This window comes from Hymenobacter nivis, assembly GCF_006439025.1.
Classification (GTDB): domain Bacteria; phylum Bacteroidota; class Bacteroidia; order Cytophagales; family Hymenobacteraceae; genus Hymenobacter; species Hymenobacter nivis_A.
This window is the reverse complement of record NZ_RCYZ01000001.1, coordinates 821520-846423: the sequence shown is the minus strand read 5'-3', so window position 1 is coordinate 846423 and position 24904 is coordinate 821520. Positions and strand designations below refer to the sequence as shown.

Annotated in this window: 20 protein-coding genes; 16 read left to right on the top strand and 4 right to left on the bottom strand. The window is 54.2% G+C overall.

Annotated features, from left to right (window positions below; translation table 11 throughout):
• Window positions 1–29 precede the first annotated feature (29 nt).
• Together EAH73_RS03350 and EAH73_RS03345 are read right to left on the bottom strand one after the other, a co-directional pair.
• On the bottom strand, window positions 30–3557 hold the full coding sequence (locus EAH73_RS03350; protein ID WP_140465057.1) for a TonB-dependent receptor: 3528 nt from the start codon (window positions 3555–3557) through the stop codon (window positions 30–32).
• A 154-nt stretch (window positions 3558–3711) separates the two neighbouring features.
• The gene (locus tag EAH73_RS03345) at window positions 3712–4347 is read right to left on the bottom strand and encodes a C40 family peptidase (RefSeq protein ID WP_240047122.1); all 636 of its coding nucleotides are present in this window, start codon (window positions 4345–4347) and stop codon (window positions 3712–3714) included.
• Window positions 4348–4475: 128 nt separating this feature from the next.
• Between EAH73_RS03345 and EAH73_RS03340 the strand changes: the two genes are divergently transcribed.
• A complete protein-coding gene (locus tag EAH73_RS03340) occupies window positions 4476–5888 on the top strand; it encodes an FAD-binding oxidoreductase (RefSeq protein WP_140465056.1) in 1413 nt (470 codons plus the stop codon).
• Window positions 5889–5983: 95 nt separating this feature from the next.
• On the opposite strand, the gene EAH73_RS03335 is transcribed toward EAH73_RS03340, so the two are convergent.
• Complete coding sequence (locus tag EAH73_RS03335; RefSeq protein WP_161599436.1) at window positions 5984–6427, bottom strand: acyl-CoA-binding protein; 444 nt, start codon at window positions 6425–6427, stop codon at window positions 5984–5986.
• 123 nt (window positions 6428–6550) lie between these two features.
• On the opposite strand from EAH73_RS03335, the gene asnB reads away from it, so the two are divergent.
• From asnB to EAH73_RS03275, 11 genes are all read left to right on the top strand, one after another.
• On the top strand, window positions 6551–8455 hold the full coding sequence (gene asnB, locus EAH73_RS03330; RefSeq protein ID WP_140465054.1) for an asparagine synthase (glutamine-hydrolyzing): 1905 nt from the start codon (window positions 6551–6553) through the stop codon (window positions 8453–8455).
• Window positions 8456–8537: 82 nt separating this feature from the next.
• Window positions 8538–9878, top strand: coding sequence for a UDP-glucose dehydrogenase family protein (locus EAH73_RS03325; RefSeq protein WP_140465053.1), 1341 nt, complete (start codon window positions 8538–8540; stop codon window positions 9876–9878).
• A 103-nt stretch (window positions 9879–9981) separates the two neighbouring features.
• The gene (locus tag EAH73_RS03320) at window positions 9982–10929 is read left to right on the top strand and encodes a UDP-glucuronic acid decarboxylase family protein (RefSeq protein ID WP_140465052.1); all 948 of its coding nucleotides are present in this window, start codon (window positions 9982–9984) and stop codon (window positions 10927–10929) included.
• A gap of 65 nt (window positions 10930–10994) precedes the next feature.
• Window positions 10995–11414, top strand: a complete 420-nt coding sequence (locus EAH73_RS03315; RefSeq protein ID WP_140465051.1) for a sugar 3,4-ketoisomerase — start codon at window positions 10995–10997, stop codon at window positions 11412–11414.
• A gap of 60 nt (window positions 11415–11474) precedes the next feature.
• Entirely contained in the window at window positions 11475–12584 is a 1110-nt protein-coding gene (locus EAH73_RS03310) for a DegT/DnrJ/EryC1/StrS family aminotransferase (RefSeq protein ID WP_140465050.1), read from the top strand.
• 91 nt (window positions 12585–12675) lie between these two features.
• The gene (locus EAH73_RS03305) at window positions 12676–13602 is read left to right on the top strand and encodes a glycosyltransferase family 2 protein (protein WP_140465049.1); all 927 of its coding nucleotides are present in this window, start codon (window positions 12676–12678) and stop codon (window positions 13600–13602) included.
• Window positions 13603–14406: 804 nt separating this feature from the next.
• On the top strand, window positions 14407–15522 hold the full coding sequence (gene gmd / locus EAH73_RS03300) for a GDP-mannose 4,6-dehydratase (protein ID WP_140465048.1): 1116 nt from the start codon (window positions 14407–14409) through the stop codon (window positions 15520–15522).
• A gap of 206 nt (window positions 15523–15728) precedes the next feature.
• Window positions 15729–16664: a GDP-L-fucose synthase family protein gene (locus EAH73_RS03295; RefSeq protein ID WP_140465047.1), complete on the top strand. Its 936-nt coding sequence runs from the start codon at window positions 15729–15731 to the stop codon at window positions 16662–16664.
• A 94-nt stretch (window positions 16665–16758) separates the two neighbouring features.
• Window positions 16759–17661, top strand: a complete 903-nt coding sequence (locus tag EAH73_RS03285) for an ABC transporter permease (protein ID WP_240047121.1) — start codon at window positions 16759–16761, stop codon at window positions 17659–17661.
• 49 nt (window positions 17662–17710) lie between these two features.
• Window positions 17711–18982: an ABC transporter ATP-binding protein gene (locus tag EAH73_RS03280; protein ID WP_140465046.1), complete on the top strand. Its 1272-nt coding sequence runs from the start codon at window positions 17711–17713 to the stop codon at window positions 18980–18982.
• A gap of 68 nt (window positions 18983–19050) precedes the next feature.
• On the top strand, window positions 19051–19605 hold the full coding sequence (locus tag EAH73_RS03275; RefSeq protein WP_161599435.1) for an acyltransferase: 555 nt from the start codon (window positions 19051–19053) through the stop codon (window positions 19603–19605).
• A gap of 13 nt (window positions 19606–19618) precedes the next feature.
• On the opposite strand, the gene EAH73_RS03270 is transcribed toward EAH73_RS03275, so the two are convergent.
• Entirely contained in the window at window positions 19619–20518 is a 900-nt protein-coding gene (locus EAH73_RS03270) for an alpha-1,2-fucosyltransferase (RefSeq protein WP_140465044.1), read from the bottom strand.
• 84 nt (window positions 20519–20602) lie between these two features.
• Here EAH73_RS03270 and EAH73_RS03265 point away from each other — a divergent pair, with 84 nt between their 5' ends.
• The 4 genes from EAH73_RS03265 to EAH73_RS03250 all read left to right on the top strand — a co-directional run bounded on the left by EAH73_RS03265 (window position 20603) and on the right by EAH73_RS03250 (window position 24891).
• Window positions 20603–21754, top strand: coding sequence for a glycosyltransferase family 4 protein (locus EAH73_RS03265; RefSeq protein WP_140465043.1), 1152 nt, complete (start codon window positions 20603–20605; stop codon window positions 21752–21754).
• A gap of 70 nt (window positions 21755–21824) precedes the next feature.
• On the top strand, window positions 21825–22775 hold the full coding sequence (locus tag EAH73_RS03260) for an NAD-dependent epimerase/dehydratase family protein (RefSeq protein WP_140465042.1): 951 nt from the start codon (window positions 21825–21827) through the stop codon (window positions 22773–22775).
• A 108-nt stretch (window positions 22776–22883) separates the two neighbouring features.
• Entirely contained in the window at window positions 22884–23924 is a 1041-nt protein-coding gene (locus EAH73_RS03255) for a glycosyltransferase family 2 protein (protein ID WP_140465041.1), read from the top strand.
• 91 nt (window positions 23925–24015) lie between these two features.
• Complete coding sequence (locus EAH73_RS03250; protein WP_140465040.1) at window positions 24016–24891, top strand: glycosyltransferase; 876 nt, start codon at window positions 24016–24018, stop codon at window positions 24889–24891.
• The last annotated feature ends 13 nt before the right edge of the window (window positions 24892–24904 follow it).

Sequence of the window (24904 nt, the reverse complement as noted above, 5' to 3'; positions counted from 1 at the left end):
TTTTAAAAAACTACAATTTGCTAATGTTCCTAGTTGAACAGGTAGCGCAGGCCTACCTGGGCCTGCCAGCGCGAACCCAGGCCGCCAGTGTCGTTGCGGAAGCTGTTGGTGAGCGAAGTAGCGGGGCTCACCGTGTTGTCAGCGTTTCTGACGGGATTGGTGAGATAGGGGAAGTTGAAGTTGGGCCGCCCCTGCTGGTCGTAGCCGATGAACGTGAGGGGGTTGGTGACGTTGGCCGTGCGGAAAGTGCCCCAGTTGCTGTTGAGCAGGTTACCGATGTTGAAAATGTCGATGCTCAGCTGGAGGGCGTTGCGGCTGGTGCCGATGTTGGTGAAAATGTCTTGCAGCAACCGCACGTCAAGGCGGTTCTGCCAGGGGCGCACGGCCCCGTTGCGCTCGGCGTATTCGCCGCGGTGCTTGCGCAGGTAGTCGTCCTGGCCGATGAACTTATCGAGGTCGGCCCACTGCTGGGCGGCCGAGTACACGCCGCCGCCTTGCGCGGCCGTGAGGTTGAGGTCGCGCAGGGCAATCTCGCCCTGGTTGCGGGGGATGTACATCAGGTCGTTGCCCGAGCCGCCCGAGCCGTCGCCGTTCATGTCGCCGGCGTAGGTGTAAGAGAAGCGGCCCGCCGCCGCGCCTTCGTAAAACATGGAGAGCGTGGTGCCCAGGTGGCCCAGGTACTCGCGGCGGTACGACAGCGACCCGATCACGCGGTGCTGCTGCAGGTACTGCGAGTAGCTCAGCACGTTATCGTTGGGGTCGCCCGCTACCGAGCGGTCGCGCCAGTTGGTTTGGGCAATGGTGCCGCCGTCGTTCACCGAGCGCGAATCGGTGTAGGTGTAGGCCGCGCTGGCGTAGAGCCCGTTGCTGAACGACTTCTGGAGCTGCCCGGTCACGGAGTAGGAGTAGCCCAGGTTGGTGTTTTTCATCAGGATGGCGTCCGTGATGACGGGGTTCGTGGCCGATGCGCCGCCCTGGCCGTTGTAAATGCGGTTGTTGGCAATCAGGCTGGGCTGGGCGCTGGCCCCGCTGCCGACGGGGGACGTGGTGTAGAGGCCCGCGTTGCTACCCGTGGTATTAACCGCGCCAAACGTGTAAAAAATGGGGCGGTTGTCGGCCCCGGTGGCCCGGCCCGCCGCCTGGGGCAGGTTCACGTTCTGGAAGTAAACGGCGTTGACGTCTTTGGTGTACAATGCCTCAACCGTCGCAATCACGCCGCCGCCCAGGTCTTGGTCGAGGGCCAGGTTGCTCCGCCAAACCTGCGGAAACTTAAAGTCCTTGGCCGTTACGGCCAGGTTGTACTGCGTGTTGGCCGCCGCGCCGCTAGGGCGGTAGGCGTCCACGTTGGGGCTGAAGTAGTTGCCCGCCGCCGATACGGCCGCCCCGGTGCGCGAAAACGAGCCAAACTGCACGCCGTTGTTGCCGGCCTGATTGGAGAGCCACACAAACGGAATACGGCCGGTGAAAATGCCCGTGCCGCCGCGCAGCTGCGTTTTGCGGTCGTCGTTCACGTCCCAGTTCACGCCGATGCGGGGCGAGAAGAGGGGCTTGCGGTCGGGCAGCTTGTTGGTTTCAATTTTCACCCCGTCGCGGAAGGTGAGGTTGGCCGCGTTCTCGTTGCGGGCAATGTCCGAATAGATGACCGGCAAATCGCCGCGCAGGCCCACCGTCACCTTCAGGTTGCTCTTCGGGCTCCACTCGTCCTGCACGTAGAGGCCAAACTGAGCAGCCTTCGTCACGGCGAAAGGGAAGGAGCCGTCGGGCAGGGCCGAGTAGGAGAGCTGGTAGCGCTGCGGGTAGGCCAGGGCCCCGGTGGTGTTGGCCACTGGGTTGCCGTTGGCGTCGCGGGTGTAGCCCAGCGGCGCCGCCGTGGTGCGGGCCGCGGCGTAGAAATCGTCGAGTCCGTTGAAGGAGTAGTTGCCGTAGTAGTTGGGCGAGAAGCCGTTGGAGAACTTATAGAACTCGTTGTAGGTGCCCACCGTCACGTTGTGCTTGCCCAAAAAGGCCGTGAAGTTGTCGCCCAGCTGGTACACGTCCGAGTTCAGGATGTTGAAGGCCGAAAAGGGCTCGTAGCCGAACGAGGTCAGGCTGTTGGCAGCGTTTACGCCGCCGCCCGCGGCCGTCCGTCCCGTGGCCGTGCCAATGTCAACCAGCGGAAAGCTGCCGCCGGCCGGGCTCTCGCGGTAGTCGCGGAAGGCCGAGTAGCCCGCGGTCAGGTTGTTGGAGTACCGGCCGCCCCCAATCGTGCTGTTGAGCTCGGCGATGAGCGAGTTCAGGTTGTTGTTGATGGTGTAGTACGACGAGAAGAAGGGCAGGCCAAACTGCGACTGCGAGCGGCCGATGTTGCTGGGCCCCAGGGCCCCCGAGCCACTCGGCGTCACATCGCGGTACGACTTCAGGTAGTTGTACTTGATGCTGAAACGGTTGTTGGCGTTGATGTTCCAGTCGATTTTGGCCGTGGCCTTGCGGCTGAACGAGCGCAGGTTGTAGTTCTCGTAGGGCCCCGGGTTGTAGCCGTAGTTGCTCGCCAGGAAGTTACTCAGCACGTCCAGGTCGCGGGCCGCCGCCGCCGAAGTGGTGGAGTTGCCCCCCGGGGCGGCCGCCCCGGCGCGGTTGGCAATAAAGTTGCCCGTGGGCGGGTCGATGCGGTCTTCCTGCTCGGCGTTGAGAAAGAAAAATAGCTTGTCCTTAATAATAGGGCCCCCAACGCGGAAGCCGTAGTTCTTGAGGTTGAAGTTGGGGTAGTCCTGGGTGAAGTTGCCCACCTTGTTGCCCACGAAGTCTTGGTTGCGGTAAAACGTGTAAACCGAGCCGCTGAATTTGTTCGTGCCGCTGCGCGTCACGGCGTTGATGCCTGCGCCGGTAAACGAGCCCTGGCGCACATCGTAGGGCGCGATGCTCACCTGAATCTGGTCGATGGCGTCGAGCGAGATGGGCTGGGCATTGGCCTGGCCGCCCACCGTGGAGCTTAGGCCGAAAGCGTTGTTGAAGATGGCCCCGTCGATGGTGACGTTGTTGAAGCCGCTGCTGCGGCCGCCGAAGCTCTGGCCGTTGGCCTGGGGCGTGAGGCGGGTGAAGTCGTCAAACGAGCGGTTAATGGTGGGCAGGCGCTCGATGGCCTCGCGCTGCACGGTGGTCTGCGCGCCGGTGTGGTCGGCGTTCATCACCGGGTCGCGGCGGCCGCTCACGGTCACCTCGGTCAGCTCGGTCGAAGAATCATCGAGCTTCACGTCGAAGCGCAGGTTTTGGCCCAGGCTCAGAAACAAGCCGTTGCGCTGCACGTCGCGGTAGCCCACAAAGGTCACCTTCACGGTGTAGGGCCCCCCCACGCGCATGTTTTGCAGGTTGAAGCGGCCATCGGAGTTGGTGGGCACCACGTACTGGGTATTGGTGGGGGTGTGCACGGCAATCACCGTGGCCCCGGGCAGGCCCATGCCGGTCTTGTCCGAAATAACCCCGTTCATGGAGGCCGTGGTAGTGCCCTGGCTCCAGCCCGGGCGGGCCGCCAACAGCGTGAGCGCTAGCAATAAAAAGTGGCGAAGTAGAAGACTTTTCATAGAAAATAATGGGTGAAACAAAGAGCCATTTTGGCCACAAAGGTAAAATTAACGCAGCAATGCCCAATGTTACCGAATTGTTACCAATTGATAAACAGGTATTTAATCCCGGTATTTTACACAATGGATTGCGAAACCCCTTCTGCTGGGCGCGCTACAGGCGGGGCCGCACGGCGCGGATGAACCGGCTCAGGTAATAGTCGGACTCAAAGCTGTTTTCGACCACGCCCAGCGAGCTGGAGGCGTGGATGAAGTCCACCCCCTCGGCGTCCACCACCGTTACCATGCCCACATGGGTGATGGTGCGGCTGCCAGGCGAGGCCCCAAAAAAAATCAGGTCGCCAGGGCGCAGGTCGGGGGCTGCTACGGGGGCCCCCCACACGGCCTGCTCGTTGGACGAGCGCGGGATGGCCACGCCCGCTTCGCCAAAGGCCAGCTGCAGCAGCCCCGAGCAATCGAGCCCCAGCCGCGTGGTGCCCCCAAACAGGTAGGGCGTGCCCTGGTAGGCGCGGGCCGCGCCGATGACGGTGGCCAGCGTACCGGTGGCGTTGCCGGCCCGAAATGGGCGCTTGGCCACGGTTTTGGTGGTGGCGCCGCCGGCGGGGCTGTACTTGTCCTTGGTTTTGAAGGCCGGGCGGGAGGGCCCCCGGCTACTGTGCTTGAGGCGCACCATGTCGCGGGCCGAGCGGTAGCGGCCGTCGCGGTAATTGAGCTTGCGGCTGCACGCGCCCAGCACCAGCGCGGCCCAGAGCCCAAACAGCAGCAGTATCTTCGTCGTCCTCCTACCCATCGGCCGCAAATATACTTTTATTCGCCGTTTGGAGTAAGACATTTGCGCCGCTGGTGCCATCCTTTGCTGCCGATTGTTGCTAGCAACCAATCACCTAACTGCAAAATCTCATCTTTCTTTTACGACCCATGCCCGAGTTTCAAGCCCTCACCCCTGCGCTGCTGGTGCAGCTCGAAGCCATTGTGGGGCCCGCCCACGTGGCCACGGCCCAGCGCGTGCCCGCCGAGGAATACGCCGCCTACGGCCAGGACCACACCGAGGACCTGCACTTTGCCCCCGACGTGGTGCTAACGCCCGGTACGCCCGAGGAAATCAGCGAAATCATGCGCCTGTGCCACGCGGCGCGGGTACCCGTCACGGCTCGCGGGGCAGGCACGGGCCTCAGCGGTGGGGCCCTGCCGGTGCACCACGGCGTGGTGCTACGCATGGCGCGCTTCGACAAGATTCTGCAAATCGACGAGCGCAACCTGCAAGCCACCGTCGAGCCCGGCGTGGTGACGGAGGCGTTTCAGAACGCGGTGCAGGCCGTGGGCCTGTTCTACCCGCCCGACCCGGCCAGCAAGGGCTCGTGCTTTTTGGGCGGCAACCTCAGCCAGAGCAGCGGGGGCCCCAAGGCCGTGAAGTACGGCGTGACGAAAGATTACGTGCTGAATCTGCAAGTGGTGCTGCCCACCGGCGACATCATCTGGACTGGCGCCAACACCCTCAAAAACGCCACCGGCTACAACCTCACCCAGCTCATGGTGGGCTCGGAGGGCACGTTGGGCATCATCACCAAAGTGGTGTTCCGCCTGCTGCCCTACCCGAAGCAGAACATCCTGATGCTGGTGCCCTTCCGCCAGGAGGCGCAGGCGGCCGAGGCGGTGTCGGCGGTGTTCCGGGCCGGTATCGTGCCGTCGGGCATGGAATTTATGGAGCGCGAGGCCATCGCCTGGTCGTCGGACTACCTAAAAATCCCACTCACCCTGCCCGAAGACATCAAGGCCCACTTGCTCATCGAGCTCGACGGCCAGGACCTGGAGTATCTCTATAAGGAAGCCGAGCAGGTGTATGAAGTGCTGGAGCGCTACGACGTGGGCGAAATTCTGCTGGCCGACACCGCCGCCCAGAAGGACGAGCTGTGGCGCATCCGGCGCAACATCGGCAATTCGGTGCGCTATAATTCCGTGTATAAAGAGGAAGATACCGTGGTGCCCCGTGCCGAACTGCCCACGCTGCTGGCCGGCGTGAAGGAAATAGGGGCCCGGTACGGCTTCAAAACCGTGTGCTACGGCCACGCCGGCGACGGCAACCTGCACGTCAACATCATCCGCGGCGACCTCGACGACGAGAAGTGGAACGTGGGCCTGCGCGAGCCCATCAGCGAGATTTTTCGGCTCTGCGTACGCCTCGGCGGCACCATCAGCGGCGAGCACGGCATCGGCCTAGTACAAAAAGGCTACATCGGCATCGCCCTGCCCGACATCAACCTCAACCTAATGCGCGGCATTAAGCAAGTATTTGACCCGCAAGGAATTATGAATCCCGGCAAGATATTTTAACCGGCCCATTGCTACCACTTTAGGGCCCCTGACGAACATGGCCCCGTTCTGCACAGTGCAGAACGGGGCCATGTTCGTCAGGGGCCCTGGTGAGGCTACTGGGCGTCCTTCAACGTATCCTCGCCGCCGTACGGGGCCCCTTCGGTGATATCGCCGCGCAGGCCGCCGTGGTCGGTGGGGGCGGGGGCACCGGTGCGGCCGTCGGTGGGCACGGTTTGGGCGGGGGCGGCCCCGGCGGGGCCCCCAGCGGCTTCGGCGGCGCGGGCCACGTACTGGCGCTTGGCTTCCTCCTGGGGCGTACCCTTGTACTTGTTCCAGGAGTCCCACTGGCCCTGCGAGAGGCCGCCGGGGCCGCTGGCTTCGGTGGCCTCATCGGCGGCCACGGCGTCGCCCTGCATGTCCACATCGCCGTCGGTGGCTTGCTTGTATAGGCCGTAGAGGTCAGTCATCTGAGCGGCAGCGGCGTCGGGCGGCAGGTTGTTCACCCGCTCCACGGCGGCTTGGAATTGTTGGTCGAGGGTGGCGTCGGCGGAATTCATAGGGTAGGGAAAATGGGTGGAAACTGCCGGGTGTACTGCCTTCGCCGGGCGCGGGTTGCGGCGCAGGTTTTGCGCCGCGTTGGGGCCCCAACCGCCGGCCGTGCGTACTTTCGTCCACAGCTTATGTGTGGAATTACCGGAGTTTTTGCCTTTTCTGATGCCGGCCGCCAGTCGCTGACGCGCTTGCAGGCATCCACCGACGCCATTGTCCGCCGCGGGCCCGACTCGCAGGGCCATTTCGTGTACGACCAGTGCGGGCTGGGTTTTCGCCGCCTGGCCATCCTCGATTTGTCGGCCGACGGCAACCAGCCGATGACCGACGAGGCCGGCCGATACACCATCGTGTTCAACGGTGAAATCTTCAATTACCGCGAGCTACGCGAGAAATTGATCAAAAAAGGCTGCCGGTTTCACTCGCAAACCGACACCGAAGTTATCCTCCAGCTCTACATCACCGAGGGCCGCAGCTTCATCAAAAAGCTGAACGGCTTTTTCGGCTTTGCCATCTACGACAAAGAGGAAAATTCGCTTTTCATTGCCCGCGACCGGTACGGCGTGAAGCCCCTGCTGGTGTACCGCGACGAAGACCAGCTGTTTTTCGCTTCGGAGATGAAGTCGATGCTGGCTTTGGGCGTGCCGCGCAAAATTGATTACGTGGCGCTGAGCCAGTATTTGCAGCTCAACTACATCCCCGGGCCCGCCAGTATTTTTAAAGGCGTGAAGAAATTGTTGCCCGGCCATTATTTGTACGTGAAGGACGGCAAGGTGGTGGGCAAGGCTTGGTACAAGATTCCATACGATCCCAAGAAGGTTGCCAAAAACAAGCTCAGCTACGAGCAGCAGCAGAAAAAGCTAGTCGAGCTGATGGACGGCGCCGTGCAGCGCCGCCTCGTGGCCGACGTGCCCCTGGGGGCCTTCCTGAGCGGCGGCATCGACTCGAGCGTCATTACGGCCCTGGCCGCCCGCCACACCCCGCACCTGAGCACGTTCAGCATCGGCTTCAAAGACGAGCCCTTCTTCGACGAAACCAAATACGCCAACCTGGTGGCGGCCCGGCACAAGACCAACCATACGGTCTTTTCCCTCACCAACAACGACTTGTACGAGCACCTGCACGATATGCTGGACTACCTCGATGAGCCGTTTGCCGATTCTTCGGCTCTGGCCGTGTACATCCTGAGCCAGCGCACGCGCCAGCAGGTGACCGTGGCGCTGAGCGGCGACGGGGCCGACGAGATTTTTGGGGGCTACAATAAGCACATGGGCGAGTTCAAGGTGCGTCAGGGCGGCTTCAAGGCCGAAGCCGTGACGGGCCTGAACTTCCTATGGGACGCGCTGCCGAAGTCGCGCAACGGCTTCTTTGGCAACAAGGTGCGCCAGCTCCAGCGCTTCTCGCGCGGCATGTTGTCCGGCGTGAAGGACCGCTACTGGGACTGGGCCACCTTCGCCTCCGAGAAGGATGCCCGGGCCCTGCTCAGCCCCGCCAGCCGCCAGAAAATAGGTAAGAAGCTGGCCGAGAAGCGCCGCAAGGACATCCTGGAAAACCTGCACGCCGACGGCGACCTCAACGAGGTGCTGCTCACCGACATGACCCTGGTATTGCCCTACGATATGCTCACGAAAGTGGACATGATGAGCATGGCGAACTCGCTGGAGGTTCGCACCCCGTTCCTCGACTACAAGGTGGTGGACTTTGCCTTCTCGCTGCCCGTCAGCAGCAAGGTGGATAGCGCGATGAAGAAAAAAATCGTGCAGGACGCCTTTCGGGCGGAGTTGCCGACCGAGCTTTACGACCGTCCCAAGCACGGCTTCGAAGTGCCCCTGTTGAAGTGGATGCGCAACGAGCTACGCCCCCTCATCGAAAACGACCTGCTAGCCGACGAGTTCGTGGCGAGCCAGGGCATTTTCGACGTCGAGGCGGTGCGCCAGCTCAAGGCCCAGCTTTTTTCGCGCAGCCCGGGCGACGTCCACGCCCGCATTTGGGCCCTTATCGTATTTCAGACGTGGTGGAAGCGTTATATGCTATAATAGATGAATACCTTTGTTGGCCCATTCTAAGGGCGTTGCTTAGTTCTTTATAATTCCGAATGTTAAACCTTAACCAATTAAAATGAAGATTGCAGTAGTAGGCACTGGCTATGTCGGCCTGGTGACGGGTACGTGCTTTGCCGAAGTAGGCATCGACGTGACCTGCATCGACATCGACCAGAAAAAAATCGATAACCTCCACAACGGCATCCTGCCCATCTACGAGCCGGGCCTGGAGGAAATGGTGTCGCGCAACGTCGAGAAAGGCCGCTTGCATTTTTCAACCAACTTGAGCGAAGCCATTAAGGGCTGCGACGTGGCCTTCATCGCGGTGGGCACCCCGCCCGGCGAAGATGGCTCAGCTGACCTGAAATACGTGCTGGCCGTGGCCCGCGGCATCGGCGAAAACATCGACGACTATTGCGTGGTGGTAACCAAAAGCACCGTGCCCGTGGGCACGGCCGCCAAAGTGCGCACCGAGTTGGAGCAGGCCCTGCAAAAGCGCGGCGCAACGGTGGAGTTTGACGTGGCTTCCAACCCCGAGTTCCTGAAAGAAGGGGCGGCCATTGACGACTTCCTGAAGCCCGACCGCATTGTGGTGGGCATCTCATCGGAGCGTGCCGAAGAGGTGATGACCAAGCTCTACAAGCCGTTCCTGCTCAACGGCCACCCGATTATTTTCATGGATATTCCGTCGGCTGAAATGACGAAATATGCAGCCAACTCGATGCTGGCTACGAAAATATCGTTCATGAATGACGTGGCTAACCTCTGCGAAATCATGGGGGCCGACGTGAACATGGTGCGCCGCGGCATTGGCTCCGACGCCCGCATTGGTACCAAGTTTATCTACCCCGGCATCGGCTACGGCGGGTCGTGCTTCCCGAAAGACGTAAAGGCACTGATCAAAACAGCCCAGGAAAACGGCTACGACATGCAGGTACTGCGGGCCGTAGAATCGGTGAACGACGCCCAGAAATCGGTGCTGTTCGATAAGCTGAGCCGCCACTTCAAGGGCGAACTGCGCGGCCTGCACATTGCCGTGTGGGGCCTCAGCTTCAAGCCCAAGACCGACGACATGCGCGAAGCGCCCTCGCTGGTTATCATCGAGAAGCTGCTCGCCGCCGGCTGCACCGTGACGGCTTACGACCCGGTGGCCATGCCCGAAGCCAAGCACAGCCTGGGCGACCGGATTGCCTACGCCAAAGACGAGTTTGACGCCTTGATCGACGCCGATGCCCTGCTGGTGGTGACGGAATGGCCCGATTTCCGGGTGCCGAACTTTAATGTGGTGGCCCGCTTGATGAAGCAAAAAGCCATCTTCGACGGCCGCAACATCTACGAAGCTAAGGAGCTGAACGAGCTGGGCTTTGCCTACCACTGCATCGGCGTGAAAACCGACCACAAGGAGCCCGCAATCTAAGTTATTGGCTAACAGCTGCTAGCCGTTAGCTCTTCGTTATTACTTACTACTTCTTCAAAAGAAGCTAACAGCTAGCAGCTATTAGCTAACAGCTCAACTTAAAATGGCTGAAGAAAAAAAACGCATCCTCATCACTGGTGGGGCGGGCTTCCTGGGGTCGCACCTCTGTGACCGGTTCCTGGCCGAAGGCTACCACGTCATTGCGATGGACAACCTGATTACCGGGTCGCTCCAAAACATTGAGCACCTGTTCGGTAACAAGGACTTTGAATTCCACAACGCCGACGTCAGCAAGTTCGTGTTCGTACCCGGCAAGCTGGATTACATCCTACACTTTGCTTCGCCGGCCTCGCCGATTGACTACCTGAAAATTCCGATCCAGACCCTGAAAGTGGGCTCGCTGGGTACCCACAACCTGCTGGGCCTGGCTCGCGTGAAGGGCGCCCGGATGCTGATTGCCAGCACCTCGGAAGTGTACGGCGACCCAGAAGTGCACCCCCAAGTGGAGGAGTACTGGGGCAACGTGAACCCCGTGGGGCCCCGCGGCTGCTACGACGAGGCCAAGCGCTTCCAGGAGGCCATCACGATGGCCTACCACAACCACCACGGCCTGGAAACCCGCATCATCCGCATCTTCAACACCTACGGGCCCCGGATGCGCCTCGACGACGGCCGCGTGCTGCCGGCGTTCCTCTCGCAGGCCCTGCGCGGTGAGAACCTGACCGTGTTCGGCGACGGCTCGCAGACCCGCTCGTTCTGCTACGTGGACGACCTGGTGGAAGGCATTTACCGCCTGCTGCTCAGCGACTACCACATGCCGGTGAACATCGGCAACCCGTCGGAAATCACCATCAAGGAATTCGGTGAAGAAATTGCCCGCCTCACCGGCGTCGAGTTCAAGCCCACCTACCAGGCGCTGCCCGAAAACGATCCGATGAAGCGCAAGCCCGACATCACCAAGGCCAAGGAAATTCTGGGCTGGGAGCCCAAGGTAGACCGGGCCGAGGGCCTGCGCCGCACCCTGGAGTATTTCAAGGAGCACGTGAAATAGGGCCCCCGGGTAGTTATTTTGAAGCGGGAGCGGCGCCAAGCCGTTCCCGCTTTTTTTGTTGCGCCATGCCTGCTTTCGCCGATCCTTACCTCATCACGCTGCCCAAGCTGGGGGCCCCTAACATTGGCTACATCTCGGTGGCCGAGGGGCCCGGGCTGGCCTTGCCCTTCGCCGTGCAGCGCGTATTCTGGACGTATTACACCCCCGAGAGCATTGTGCGGGGCCGCCACGCCCACCACCGCACCGAGCAGGTGCTGGTGGCCGTGGCCGGGCGCATCACCGTCGTTACCGAAACGGCGGCGGGGGCCCTGAAGACCTTCCGGCTCGAAGACCCCCACGTGGGCCTCTACGTGCCGCCGCGCATGTGGCACACCATGCAGTACTCGCACTCGGCGGTGCAGCTGGTGCTGGCCTCGCTGCCCTACGACGAAGCCGACTACATCCGCGACTACGACCAGTTCCGGGCGCTGGGGCGCCCGGGGTAGGGGAGGGCCTATCTTTGCCCGGGCCGCCGGCAGGCTACGCCGGTGGTCGCTGCTTGCACCATGCCCGGGCCCCTGCCGATTCCTTTTTTCTCGATTGTGCCCCAGCACGCGCCGCTGCGTGAGGAAGTGCTGGCCGCCGTGGCCCGGGTTTACGACTCGGCCTGGTACGTGCTGGGCGATGAGGTCGCGGCCTTCGAGCGCGAGTACGCGGCCTTCAACCAGGTGCCGCACGCGGTGGGCGTGGCCAACGGCCTCGATGCCCTGACGCTGGCCCTGCGCGCCCTGGGCGTGGGCCCCGGCGACGACGTGCTGGTGCCTTCCAATACTTACATCGCCACCTGGCTGGCCGTCACGCACGTGGGGGCCCGGCCCGTGCCCGTCGAGCCCGACCCCGCCACCAGCAACCTCGACCCGGCGCGGCTGGCGGGGGCCCTCACGCCGCGCACCCGCGCCATTATGCCGGTGCACCTCTACGGGCAGGCGTGCCGTATGCCCGAAATCATGCAGTTCGCTCGGCAGCACGGCCTGCACGTAGTAGAAGACAACGCCCAGGCCCAGGGTGCCGCCTTCGGCGGGCAGCTCACCGGCACCTTTGGGGCCCTGAACGCCACCAGCTTCTACCCTGGCAAAAACCTGGGGGCCCTCGGCGACGCCGGGGCCCTTACCACCGCCGACGCGGGCCTGGCCGAACAGGTGCGCACGCTGCGCAACTACGGCTCGGCGCGCAAGTACCACAACGAGGTCGTCGGCTACAACTCCCGCCTCGACGAGCTGCAGGCCGCCGTGCTGCGCGTAAAGCTCGGGCACCTGGCCGCCTGGACGGCCCAACGCCGGCAGCTGGCCGCCTGGTACGGCCAGCAACTGGCCGGCCTCGACGGCCTGCGCCTGCCCGCCGTGGCCCCCGGGGCCACCCACGTGCACCACCTCTACGTGGTGCACACCCCGCGCCGCGATGCATTGCAGCAGCACCTGGCGGCGCAGGGCATCGGCACGCTCATCCATTACCCCGTGCCGCCGCACCGCCAGCCTGCCTACGCGGGGCTCGGGCTGGCCGCCGGGGCCCTGCCCATTGCCGAAGCCCTGGCCGCTACCTGCCTCAGCCTGCCCCTGTGGCCGGGCATGACGGAAGGCCAGGTAGCGGCCGTAGCCACCGCCATTCGCCAATTTTGAAGCAGTTTTGCGCCGGCTGAAGTGCGGGCAGCGGGGCTTTGGGCCCACTAGTTAACTACCTGCCGCGCCCGTTTCCGCAACCGAAAACCCCATGCCCAAGCTCTCCGTTGTCATTCCTTGCTACTACAACGAGGAGAATATTCCGGTGACGGTGGCCGAGCTGGTGGCCAACGAGGCCAACTTTGGCCCCGAAGTAGATTTCGAGTACGTATTCGTCAACGACGGCTCGGGCGACGATACCCTGGGGGCCCTGCGCCGGGCCCAGGCCCAATATCCTGGCCGCCTGCGCATCGTGGATTTGGCTGGCAACGTGGGCTCTTACAACGCCATTGTGGCCGGCCTGGCCTATGCTACCGGCGATTGCCTGGCCATCATCACCGCCGATTTACAAGACCCCCCCGCCCTCATGGCCCAGATGTACGGCCACTGGCAGCAGGGCTTTAAGCTCGTTATCGGCAACCGGCAGGAGCGCGAGGAAACTGGCGCGGGCGAGCGGCTAGCCAAGGTATTCCACTGGCTGATGAAGCGCCTGGCCCTGCGCAACATCCCCGACGGCGGCTTCGACTACGCCCTGTTCGACCGCCAGGTGGCCACCGAAATCCTCAAGCTGCACGAGCGCAACTCCAACGTGTTCTACCTGATGGTGTGGCTGGGCTTCGCGCACGTAAGCCTGCCTTACACCCGCCGCAAGCGCCAAATTGGCCGCTCGCGCTGGACGCTCACCAAAAAAATCACCCTCCTGATCGACTCGCTCGTCTCGTTCTCGTTCGTGCCCATCCGCGCCATTTCGGTGGTGGGCCTGGGCCTGGGCCTGCTCGCCTTTCTCTACGGCCTTTACGTCATCGTCCTCAAGCTGGTGCACCCCAACGAGCCGGCCGGCTGGACCACCCTCATGGTGGTGCTGCTCTTCGTATCGGCCTTCCAGATGATAGCCCTGGGCGTCATCGGCGAGTACGTATGGCGGGGGCTCGATGCCGCTCGTAATAGGCCTTTATACGTAGTTAAAGAAGTGTTATAGAACAACTTATTAGTGATATGTGCCACTGCTACCCGTCGCCATCGGTAGTGCCCGCCAGCAAGGCCCAAGCAATCGGCGAAGCTAGCAACAACCAGGTCGATTTATTAATAAAGTTATACTCTCAATTTTGTCGCACCTACTGGCTGGCTCATTAAGCGGCGCTTAATGAGGGCATGGAGCCCTGCGTAATGAATGGTAATGGCGGTACGGTGGCGCCACAATTGACAGACTAGCTCGAGGGTAGCTCTAGCCTACCTCTAACCTAGCTCTAGCCATACTCAAACCCCAGTTTAAATAGTGAGCAAAATGCTCGAAAAGTTGGAAAAAAGCGGGGATGCAAGCGAATGCGTAGCAGCCGGATTGGACGAATAAGGGAAATCTACCGGGCAGGTGACAGGACGCGGCTAACTTGAATAAATTCAAATAATAGGTAAATACTCGCTGCTGTTTTACCACCAAAGTTTAATTACCGGTTGAAATATTTTTGTCGGCCCAGGGCCCCACGTAACCAAGCGCGCCGGCCGCCTGGGTCGCCCGGCCAATCAAGCACTACGCTGCTGAATAAGCGGTTTCACCGACTGGGCAGGCGGCGGGGTGGAAAACACCCTGGGGCCTGAGTGCAGCACAACACCCAACCCAGGGTTGTGGAGCGGTAAAATATTGACATAGCATCTTATATCTTTGATGTTAATTGCAACAAAGAGCGGCCGCATGCCGCAAACAATCCACAGTCGTTGCGTACGACGTAAGTTAAATAATAGTCAACAGCATCATTCTATAATCCAAAACATCATTTCATAAATCATGAAACGCGCACTTATCACGGGCATCACGGGCCAAGACGGTTCCTACCTGGCCGAACTACTACTAAGCAAAGGCTACGAAGTACACGGCATCAAGCGCCGCTCTTCGCTGTTCAACACCGAGCGCATCGACCACCTCTACCAAGACCCGCACGAGAAGAACGTCAACTTCAAGCTGCACTACGGCGACTTGAGCGACTCGACCAACCTGATCCGCATCGTGCAGGAAGTGCAGCCCGACGAGATTTATAACCTGGGGGCCATGTCGCACGTGAAAGTGTCGTTCGACACCCCCGAGTACACCGCCGACGTGGACGGCGTGGGCACGCTACGCCTGCTCGAAGCTATCCGCATCTTGGGCATGACCGAGAAAACGCGCATCTACCAGGCTTCGACCTCGGAGCTGTACGGCTTGGTGCAGCAAGTGCCCCAGTCGGAAACGACGCCCTTCTACCCCCGCTCGCCCTACGCCGTGGCCAAGCTCTACGGCTACTGGATTACGGTGAACTACCGCGAGGCCTACGGCATGTATGCCTGCAACGGTATCCTCTTCAACCACGAGAGCCCCCTGCGCGGCGAAACCTTCGTGACGCGCAAAATCACGCGCGCCGTGGCCCGCATCGCCCTCGGCCTGCAAGACGCCCTGTTCCTGGGCAACATCGACGCCAAGCGCGACTGGGGCCACGCCAAAGACTATGTGGAAGCCATGTGGCGCATGCTGCAGCAGGACGAGGCCGAAGACTTCGTGATTGCCACCGGCGTCACCACCACGGTGCGCGAGTTCATTCGCCTGGCCTTCATGGAAGTCGGCATTGAAGTAGCTTTCAGCGGCGAAGGCGTGGAAGAGAAAGGCCGCGTAGTGGCTTGCCACAACCCCGAGTACCAGATTGCCGCGGGCACCATCGTGCTGGAGGTTGATAAGCGCTACTTCCGTCCCACGGAAGTGGAGCTGCTCATCGGCGACCCCACTAAGGCCAAGCAGAAGCTGGGCTGGGTACCGCAGTACGACCTCCAAGGCCTGGTGAAGGAAATGATGCAGTCGGACGTCGAAGGCGCCCGCCGCGATGAGTACCTGCGCGAAGGTGGCCACACCATACTGAAGAACTACGCCGAATAGCTGGTCGGGCCGTGCAGCTTCCCCAAGCTGCTAAAAACCGGCCCACAATGGGGTACAACCAGGCCGTCATGTTGAGCGCAGCCGAAGCATCTCTACTGCGGCAGTAAACCAATCACTTGGATTTACGCAGCGGAAGAGATGCTTCGACAAGCTCGGCGTGACGGCCTGACTTATTTAAAACCGCGAATACTTACAAAATTTCCTTTATGGAACTGAACGCCAAGATATACGTAGCTGGCCACCGCGGCATGGTGGGCAGCGCCGTGGTGCGCCGCCTGCAAAAAGCCGGCTACCAAAACATCGTTTACCGCACCTCCAAAGAGTTGGACCTGCGCAATACAGAAGCCGTCAACAGCTTTTTTGCCGAAGAGAAACCGGACTACGTGATACTGGCCGCCGCCAAGGTGGGCGGCATCATGGCCAACAACACCTACCGCGCCGATTTCCTGTTCGAAAACCTCCAGATTCAGAACAACGTCATCAACGCCAGCCACAAGCAGGCCGTGAAGAAGCTGCTGTTCTTGGGCTCGTCGTGCATCTACCCCAAAATGGCTCCCCAGCCCATCAAGGAAGAATACCTGCTGACGGGGCCCCTGGAGGCCACCAACGAGCCCTACGCCCTGGCTAAAATAGCAGGACTCAAGCTCTGCGAAGCCTACCGCGACCAGCACGGCAGCAACTTCATTAGCGCCATGCCTACCAACCTCTACGGCCCCGGCGACAACTACGACCTGAAGAACTCGCATGTGCTGCCCGCCCTGCTGCGCAAGTTCCACGAGGCCAAGGAGAACAACGCGCCGGAAGTGGAAGTGTGGGGCACCGGTACGCCGCGCCGCGAGTTCCTGCACGTGGACGATCTCGCCGATGCTTGCCTGCACCTAATGCTGCACTACGACGGCAAAGAGCCCGTGAACGTGGGTACCGGCGAAGACCTCACCATCCGTGAGCTGGTGGAGCTGGTGCGTAGCACGGTGGGCTACGAAGGCAACGTCCGCTTCAATACCGACAAACCCGACGGCACGCCCCGCAAGCTGCTCGACGTGTCGAAGCTCGCCGAAGCTGGCTGGCGCTACACCACCGGCCTGCCCGAAGGCGTCCGGGCCGTGTATCAGGAGGCATTTCTGACGGCACCCGTCGCATAGTGCAATTCTCTGCGGCAGCTATATCCCGCCTGCTAGTTACCTTTACGCCCGGAAGAAGCTGCTTCCGGGCGTATTTTTTATTAAGTTATTTCCAGTGGACACGATAAACGTACTAGAAAAACAACAACCGCTGCAGGCTGAAAATAGCCCGCAGGACGAGACTTGGACCGAGGTAATCCAACCCCGTACCAATCTGCTTGACCTGGGGCTAGCTGATGTATGGCGCTACCGCGACCTCGTAATGCTGTTCGTGCGCCGTGATTTCGTCTCCACTTACAAGCAGACGGTGCTGGGGCCAATCTGGTTTTTTATCCAGCCGCTGCTCACTACGATTACTTACGTTATCATCTTCGGTAATGTAGCTAAGCTCTCGACGGACGGGCTGCCCCAGGCAGTATTCTACATGTCTGGCATTACCATCTGGAATTACTTTGCGCAGACGCTAACCAATACTTCGACGGTTTTTCGTGACAACGCCGCCATGTTTGGTAAGGTGTATTTTCCGCGCTTGACGATGCCATTGTCCATCGTTATTTCCAACTTAGTGAGGTTTGCCATTCAGTTTGGGCTATTCTTCGCAATTTGGCTGTATTACCTGCTCAAGGGAAATAGTGGCATCCATCCCAACTGGCTGATTCTACTCACACCGTTGCTGGTAGTGACCATGGGCTTGATGTCGCTGGGGCTGGGAATGATATTCAGCGCCCTAACTACTAAATACCGTGACTTGGCTATGTTGCTGGTATTTGGAGTACAATTGCTCATGTACGCCACGCCGGTTATTTATCCGCTGTCTAGCATTACTGGCAAGTACCGTTGGGTCATCCTAGCCAACCCGATGACTTCAATTGTGGAGACTTTCCGCTATGCCTTCTTAGGTTCGGGTTCTTTCAGCTGGACGTATTTGGCTTATAGCTTGGGATTTACAGTTGTGATTCTAATACTAGGAACAATCATTTTCAACCGGGTTCAAAAAAGCTTTACAGATACTGTATAGCGTGAACTTTGCCTTTAAGGCAGCGTGTAGAATTATTTAGTCGAAACTGATGAGTGATATTGCAATAAAAGTTGAAAACCTGAGTAAACTCTACCGTTTAGGAGAGGTGGGCACAGGTACCATGAGCCAGGATTTGAATCGCTGGTGGGCTAGCGTGCGGGGTAAGGAAGACCCTTTTGCCACTGTTGGGGAAACTAATGACCGCACCAGCAAAGGGAATAGTGACTTTGTGTGGTCACTAAAAGACATAAACTTTGAGGTTAAAAAGGGAGAGGTATTGGGTATAATCGGCCGCAACGGGGCAGGTAAGTCCACACTACTCAAAATCCTTTCGAAAATAACGGCTCCTACTACTGGCAAGATCAAAGTGAATGGTCGCATCGCCTCGTTGCTGGAGGTAGGCACTGGATTTCACCCAGAACTAACAGGCCGGGAAAATATTTTCCTGAATGGGGCTATCTTGGGAATGACCAAAACCGAGATTCGTAGCAAGTTCGATGAAATCGTGGATTTCTCGGGTGTTGAACGCTATATCGATACCCCTGTAAAACGTTATAGCAGCGGCATGTATGTGCGCTTAGCATTTGCGGTGTCTGCATTTCTGGAACCGGAAGTACTTATAGTAGATGAGGTACTAGCAGTTGGTGATGCCGAGTTTCAGAAGAAGTGCTTGGGGCGTATGAAAGATGTAAGTGTTAATGACGGGCGAACGGTGCTGTTTGTGAGTCACAATATGGCTGCTATTCAAAAACTATGTACTTCAGGCCTATTTCTTCAAAATGGGACGGTATTAGCTAATGAAGGGATTGACCCTATCGTTGATATGTATTTAGCAAATAATTTTTATAATGGAAATTCAGTAATATTAGAACCCAAGACAGGTCAGTCAGCTAGTATCATTAAAGTAGAGATAATTGATGAGGATGGCGAATCTGTTTATGAAATTGCTATAGGTAAAAAATGGATAGTGAAGTTAACATTTCAAGTAGATAAAGTTATTAAAGGAATGGTGTCATCCATTGGAATAGTGAGTCCAGCAGATATCTCAATATGCACTTCTTGGCAAGAGCCTATGGATTTTGTTCCCGGCGTTTATTGCTCTGAATTTAAGCAGAATGATGTGCAATTTGCAGCGGGTAAATATCGAGTATTTGTAGCTTTGAGTATAGGTGGCACGCAGAATATTCAATTTTTAGAAGACGTTGCTAGCTTTAATATAATACCAGTAATCAAAAGTGCTGACGCGACAGTTGTGAGCTATGATGCATCTACAGGTATCGTATTGAATCAATTACAGATGGTCACGTATCCAGTTTGCTAAGGCGTATTTGTATGATAAAGCGTAGCATTAACTTCGTTAAGAGAAATGTAAAGAAGCATATCTTTGGTATGTCTGATGAAAATCCAAACATCAGGGAATTTAGAATAAAAGGAGTGCAATACGCGGGACAATTATATATTAATGGTGAAATATATATTGAAAATAAAGGTCATATACAAATTGGCCAGAATTTCCAAGCAAATTCTGGAGTTAACAATAATCCCATCGGTGGTGATACAGTATTACGGCTAATTACGGTCAATGAAAATGCTAAAATCATTATTGGTGATGATGTGGGTATATCTAACTCAACAATCTTGGCCTGGGAAAAAATTGAAATCGGTAACAAAGTAATGATAGGAGGAGGTGTAAAAATTTGGGATACTAACTTTCACTCATTGGATCCTATTTTAAGAACTACTGCTCCTGATACAGATGTTAAAACAGCTCCTATCAAAATAGACGATTATGCTTTCATTGGCGCAGGAAGCATAATAATGAAAGGAGTACATATAGGCAAGAACTCTATAATTGCTGCAGGGAGTGTAGTAGTAAAGAATATACCAGCAAATGTTATAGCTGGTGGCAATCCCTGTAGAGTAATAAAACCATTAAATATTTGATTTATTATAGTGGTTATAAATTTATCCAATATTCAGGAATAATATTTTCAGATTTGATATGGTGGCTTGCAAGCCATATGTTGGGGGCAATAACTAGTTTACTCGGATTGATATTTAGCCAAGCTCCCCACCAGCTGAAAGAACTATTAGCAATAATATTATGCTTGCAGTTACTCATCAACTGCATATCTAAGTAACTATTTTCGCCAATATTATGATTTATATAAAGCGCGTTTGGTATAGCTAAATTTTCTTGACACCAGCCTATGTCATCAGAAAATATGAAAAAACATGGATTAATAATTTTACTTAATACTAAATCAATCGCTTGTTTATAGTAATCTAATGAGGTTGGCTGATGTGTTACTGATAGTAGATAATCACCCCGACGAACATGAATTGATACAGAATTTGTTTTATTAATATTTTCGAGTAAGAAATAATTTTGTGAGCTAGTTTCAATTTTAGGAAAAGTAAAATCTTTTCTAATTATCGACTCATAATCACTGAAATATTTTTCGTTTTGCCAATCACTCGCCAAGTATAATGTATCTGCTTTGTGCTGCTTGAAATCTGGTTGAAAACATAAAAGTTGTGTTTCTGCTAACGTTTTAAAGGAAGTTGATAATCCAAAAGAATTACGTATCCTGTTATATTTTCGTCGGATAAATCCACGGCTCTTATCTTCTATTCGATTTAGGTCGTCACCAGTAAGTTTTAATAAGTGCTGTGATTGAATTTCAGGAAATAATTCTACAGATAGAGCTTGCTCATGTATTTGTTTCGTAAATGCCCCTCTAAAAAAATCAATATTTAAAGCTAGCGTTGTCTTGTTGCGTAATGATGCAGCACGGCCTGCAGAATACTGAAACATTTGATTACCCAAGCCGCCGGTGATTCTAACGATTATCATATAACTGAACCGAGTTTTTTTGTTAAAAGAGTGACAAAAATACTTTCTTATTCTGAGAAGTTCACAGACGCTTGGATGTAATTTATGAAAAAAATCATTTTTGTTTCACACGAAGCTACTCTTACTGGTGCGCCTATCTTACTGCTAAATATAATTCGGTGTTTGCGTGGTGAATTGAGAGAGGATTTTATAGTTGTGCTTGGTAAAGACGGACCGCTTCGCCCACAATTTGAAGAGTTAGCTCACGTAGTAGTGGCCCCAAGCTTATTAGCTAGTGGGCGATTTGCGAATAATCTACGTCGTCTGCGGCTGTTAAATAGCTATAATAATAGGAGACGTAAGAATGCGCTAAGTTTTGAAAATGTAAAAGTTATTTTTTCTAATACCATTGTTAATGGAAAACTGGTAGAAGAAATACTAAGCTTCAATAAAGCTCGTGTTATTACGTATGTACACGAACTGGCATATACTATTCAAACATTTAATTCGGCGGAAATAAACAAGGCCTTGCAACAAACTAGTTTGTTTCTTGCCGGATCAAATGCAGTATTGCAGAATTTACTGAGTTTAGGCGTAGCTAATGATCTTGTACACGTAGTGCCATCTAGTATTCCCGTCGCAGCTATCACCGAAAAACTAGCCATTACTGACGTCGATAGCATTAGAGCTTCCTTATGCTTACAGCCTCATGAACAATTAATAGTAGCAGTAGGTACAGCCGATTGGCGTAAAGGCAACGACTTGTTCATTCAAATGGCTGCTCGTTTAGTGCAAATGCAGCCACAATTACATTTCGCTTGGGTAGGTGTGTCGGCTGGTACGCTAGAGCACCTCCGTATGAGATATGAAATTGAGCATTACCACTTAGATGGCCGAGTCCACTTAGTAGCAGTCACACCGGATTACTTAAATTATATAGCTGCCGCCGAGCTGTTTGTTTTAACTTCTCGCGAAGATCCATTTCCTCTAGTCGTATTAGAAGCGGCCGCAGCGGGCAAACCAATAGTTTGTTTTGCAGATTCAGGTGGTACACCAGGTTTTGTGGGAGTTAAAAACGGAACGGTTGTCCCTTATGGCGATGTCATAGCGCTAAGTGATGCTATAGAAGCCCTTTTGCAGGATTCATCAATGCGGTACCGCAAAGGTGAACATGCTCGTATTACTGTGCAGTCAGAGTACGATACTCCGCAAGTGGCAGTACGTATTGCTCGCCTAATAGCCTTGGAACATGCATAATACTTGGAAATCAGATTTACCTCGATTAGACTCTTTAAGAGCAATTTTAGGCTTTTAAAACAAAAGTACATTGTCTAATTCATTAACGGCTGTTACAACCTGTGTTATTGGTGGGACAGGTTTCATTGGAAGGGCAGTTGTCAAGGAACTACTCGCTAAAGGACGACAAGTTGTAGTAGTAGGCCGACAATTGACCCCTACACCGCCTCTGCCCAAGGGCGTGCGGTATATACAAAATGCTATTGATGGTAGCGTGATTGCTTTTAATCAAGCACTAGTAGCCTGTGATGAAGTAGTTGATTTAGCTTACGCTACGGTTCCAGGAACAAGTTTTCAAGACCCAGTAAATGATATCCTAGTAAATTTGCCTGAAGCGGTGCGTCTGTTCGAGATGGCATCAGCTATGCCACTAAAGAAGTTTGTCTGGATATCTTCGGGTGGTACGGTGTACGGGCGCACGTCGATTGACTTAATTCCTGAAACGTATCCAACACTGCCACTATCTCCCTACGGTATAACTAAATTGGCTATTGAGAAGTATGCGCACATGTACTTTGAAAGTAAAGGATTACCTATTGTATGCGTGCGACCTTCAAATGCCTTTGGTGAAGGGCAGCGCACGTACTCAGGGCAGGGTTTTATTGCTACGGCTATCGCCTCTGTCCTAGATGGGCGCGAGTTGCTGCTGTTTGGTGAAAAGGGCACCATTCGCGACTACTTACATGTGACTGACATGGCAGTAGGTATCGTAGCGGCGCTGATGCATGGTCAGCCAGGAGAAGTGTATAACCTCGGCAGTGGTCAGGGCTTGAGTAATCGGCAAGTGTTGGACGAATTAGTGCCGCTGGCGGCTCAAGCAGGTTATAATATGGATGTTCGGGTACTGCCATCGCGGCCGTTTGATGTGCCAGTAAACGTTCTGGACTGTACCAAACTACGTACGGAAACTGGTTGGCAGCCGCAGCTTACCTTTGTGGAGGCCTTAGCTCAAACTTGGTCTTGGTATACTAAACAGAAGTAGGTACACATAATTACGAATGCCACTTTGTTTATTATTAATTTGCTCTATATTATATAGTTTAGTTGTTTAATAATTAATAGAAAAATAGATAGCTTAGTAAAAAATAGTATGATTATCAAAAATGCCATAGAAAGTTTGTTGAATGAATTACCTATGGTTACGGTAATCATTCCGAACTACAATCACGAGCGTTACTTACCGCAGCGAATAGAGTCAGTATTAAAGCAGACGTATCAGGATTTTGAATTACTGCTGCTTGATGATTGCTCACCCGACAATAGTCGCGAAATTCTTGCCACTTATGCAGCCCGCGATAATCGAATCAAACTGATATTTAACGAAAAAAATAGTGGGAGTACTTTTAAGCAATGGAATAAGGGAATTAACTTAGCTAATGGTAAGTATATATGGTTAGCGGAGAGTGACGATTATGCTGACGAGCGATTATTAGAAACACTAGTTGAGCAGTTAGAAGCAGACGAAAATATTGGTGTAGCTTATTGTGACTCGTGGAGCGTAGACGAACATAGCCGCGTTATTGGCGACTGGGTTGATTTCTATTCAGAGCTAGACAATAAGTTGTGGACAAGTGATTTCGTGCTAGAAGGAAGCCAATTGCTTAATAAATTCATGAGTTATCGCAATATTATTCCTAACGCAAGTGCGGTAGTAATTAGGAAAATAATAATAATGCAAGCTGGTTTAGCCGATGAATCATTTCGAGTTAATGGAGATTGGGTGTTTTGGGCTAAAATCCTCGCTATTTCAAAAATAGCATTTTCTGCTAAAAAGCTTAATTTTTTTCGTCAGCACACCAATAACGTGCGTAGTGCTACTATAATGGACGGCACTGCTTTAATTGAAAAAGTTCGATTATTACATATTATAAAAAAAATCGCTGCTCTAGATTATTTTTTTTATAATAAAATGCTCGATTCAATTGTTGGTCTTTGGGTAGCAGGAATAATAGAATATAATATTCCTCTGGCTAGGCATAGATACCTTTATTATAATCTCAAACAACTGGATACTAGTTTTCATCAGCGATTTTGGTCGAATTTCAATGATAAAATTTTGTCCAATAATTTAAGCGGATTGAAGTTTTTAGTAAAAAAATATGTCATAAACCGTATTGTCAAAAGACATTAAATTTCATTGTCTTTTGATTAATAACATTGAAGTGCGATTCTTCTAGTTTTGAAAACACGGTGGATGAGGAGCACCTAATGATTTTTAAATTATGATTTCAATTATCATTTGTTCTCGCGATAAGAATGTGCTTGCATTAGCTAGTCAAAACGTGGCTGATACTATTGGATTGCCTTACGAAATTATTGCAATTGATAATAGCCAAGGCCAATATGGTATATGTGCAGCTTACAACAAAGGGGCTTCGCAAAGCAAATACGATATTTTGTGTTTCATGCACGAAGATTTGCAATTCAACACTAATAATTGGGGGCAGTTAGTAGCTGAAATACTAAAAGATAACTCAATTGGAGCATTAGGTGTCGCTGGAGGAAAATGGAATATCAAAGCACCTATTAGTTGGTGGGGGTGTGGAAATAAGTATGTGAGTATCAATATCGATGAAAATGACAAAAAAGGTTACAACAAAGTAACTTATTCAAATCCAGAGCAAAGTAAATTAGTGGATGTTGCAGGGCTTGATGGTCTGTGGATATGTTCAAAAAAAGATGTTTGGCAAAAATATCCTTTCGATGCTGTAACATTTACTGACTTCCATTTTTACGATATCGATTACTGTGCCAATATATTTAATGAATACAGAATATGCGTGACGTACGATATTAATATAAGGCATTTTTCACGTGGTAATATTAATGACTCTTGGTTTATAAATGCTGATAAATTTTATAATAAACATAAGCAAAGATTGCCAATGGGAAATATATTGTCAGGCCCTAATTATTTGCGCTCGCGTGAATATAATGTTTGTAAAGACTTTGTTCTGGAAATAGTAAAGCGGAACATTGATCCTCATATCGGTTTCAAGTATTTATTTAATTGCTTCCAAATTTTCCCTTTTAATCGAAACACGTTTTGGCTTATAAGGAATTATATTAAGTATTATCTAAATTTTAAGCAGCAATAAATTTTAAAGCAAT

Bases quoted from the DNA above. Each gene is read 5' to 3' on its own strand.
- EAH73_RS03350 (WP_140465057.1), bottom strand. From the start codon at position 3,557: ATGAAAAGTCTTCTACTTCGCCACTTTTTATTGCTAGCGCTCACGCTG.
- EAH73_RS03345 (WP_240047122.1), bottom strand. From the start codon at position 4,347: ATGGGTAGGAGGACGACGAAGATACTGCTGCTGTTTGGGCTCTGGGCC.
- EAH73_RS03340 (WP_140465056.1), top strand. From the start codon at position 4,476: ATGCCCGAGTTTCAAGCCCTCACCCCTGCGCTGCTGGTGCAGCTCGAA.
- EAH73_RS03335 (WP_161599436.1), bottom strand. From the start codon at position 6,427: ATGAATTCCGCCGACGCCACCCTCGACCAACAATTCCAAGCCGCCGTG.
- asnB (WP_140465054.1), top strand. From the start codon at position 6,551: ATGTGTGGAATTACCGGAGTTTTTGCCTTTTCTGATGCCGGCCGCCAG.
- EAH73_RS03325 (WP_140465053.1), top strand. From the start codon at position 8,538: ATGAAGATTGCAGTAGTAGGCACTGGCTATGTCGGCCTGGTGACGGGT.
- EAH73_RS03320 (WP_140465052.1), top strand. From the start codon at position 9,982: ATGGCTGAAGAAAAAAAACGCATCCTCATCACTGGTGGGGCGGGCTTC.
- EAH73_RS03315 (WP_140465051.1), top strand. From the start codon at position 10,995: ATGCCTGCTTTCGCCGATCCTTACCTCATCACGCTGCCCAAGCTGGGG.
- EAH73_RS03310 (WP_140465050.1), top strand. From the start codon at position 11,475: ATGCCCGGGCCCCTGCCGATTCCTTTTTTCTCGATTGTGCCCCAGCAC.
- EAH73_RS03305 (WP_140465049.1), top strand. From the start codon at position 12,676: ATGCCCAAGCTCTCCGTTGTCATTCCTTGCTACTACAACGAGGAGAAT.
- gmd (WP_140465048.1), top strand. From the start codon at position 14,407: ATGAAACGCGCACTTATCACGGGCATCACGGGCCAAGACGGTTCCTAC.
- EAH73_RS03295 (WP_140465047.1), top strand. From the start codon at position 15,729: ATGGAACTGAACGCCAAGATATACGTAGCTGGCCACCGCGGCATGGTG.
- EAH73_RS03280 (WP_140465046.1), top strand. From the start codon at position 17,711: ATGAGTGATATTGCAATAAAAGTTGAAAACCTGAGTAAACTCTACCGT.
- EAH73_RS03275 (WP_161599435.1), top strand. From the start codon at position 19,051: ATGTCTGATGAAAATCCAAACATCAGGGAATTTAGAATAAAAGGAGTG.
- EAH73_RS03270 (WP_140465044.1), bottom strand. From the start codon at position 20,518: ATGATAATCGTTAGAATCACCGGCGGCTTGGGTAATCAAATGTTTCAG.
- EAH73_RS03265 (WP_140465043.1), top strand. From the start codon at position 20,603: ATGAAAAAAATCATTTTTGTTTCACACGAAGCTACTCTTACTGGTGCG.
- EAH73_RS03255 (WP_140465041.1), top strand. From the start codon at position 22,884: ATGATTATCAAAAATGCCATAGAAAGTTTGTTGAATGAATTACCTATG.
- EAH73_RS03250 (WP_140465040.1), top strand. From the start codon at position 24,016: ATGATTTCAATTATCATTTGTTCTCGCGATAAGAATGTGCTTGCATTA.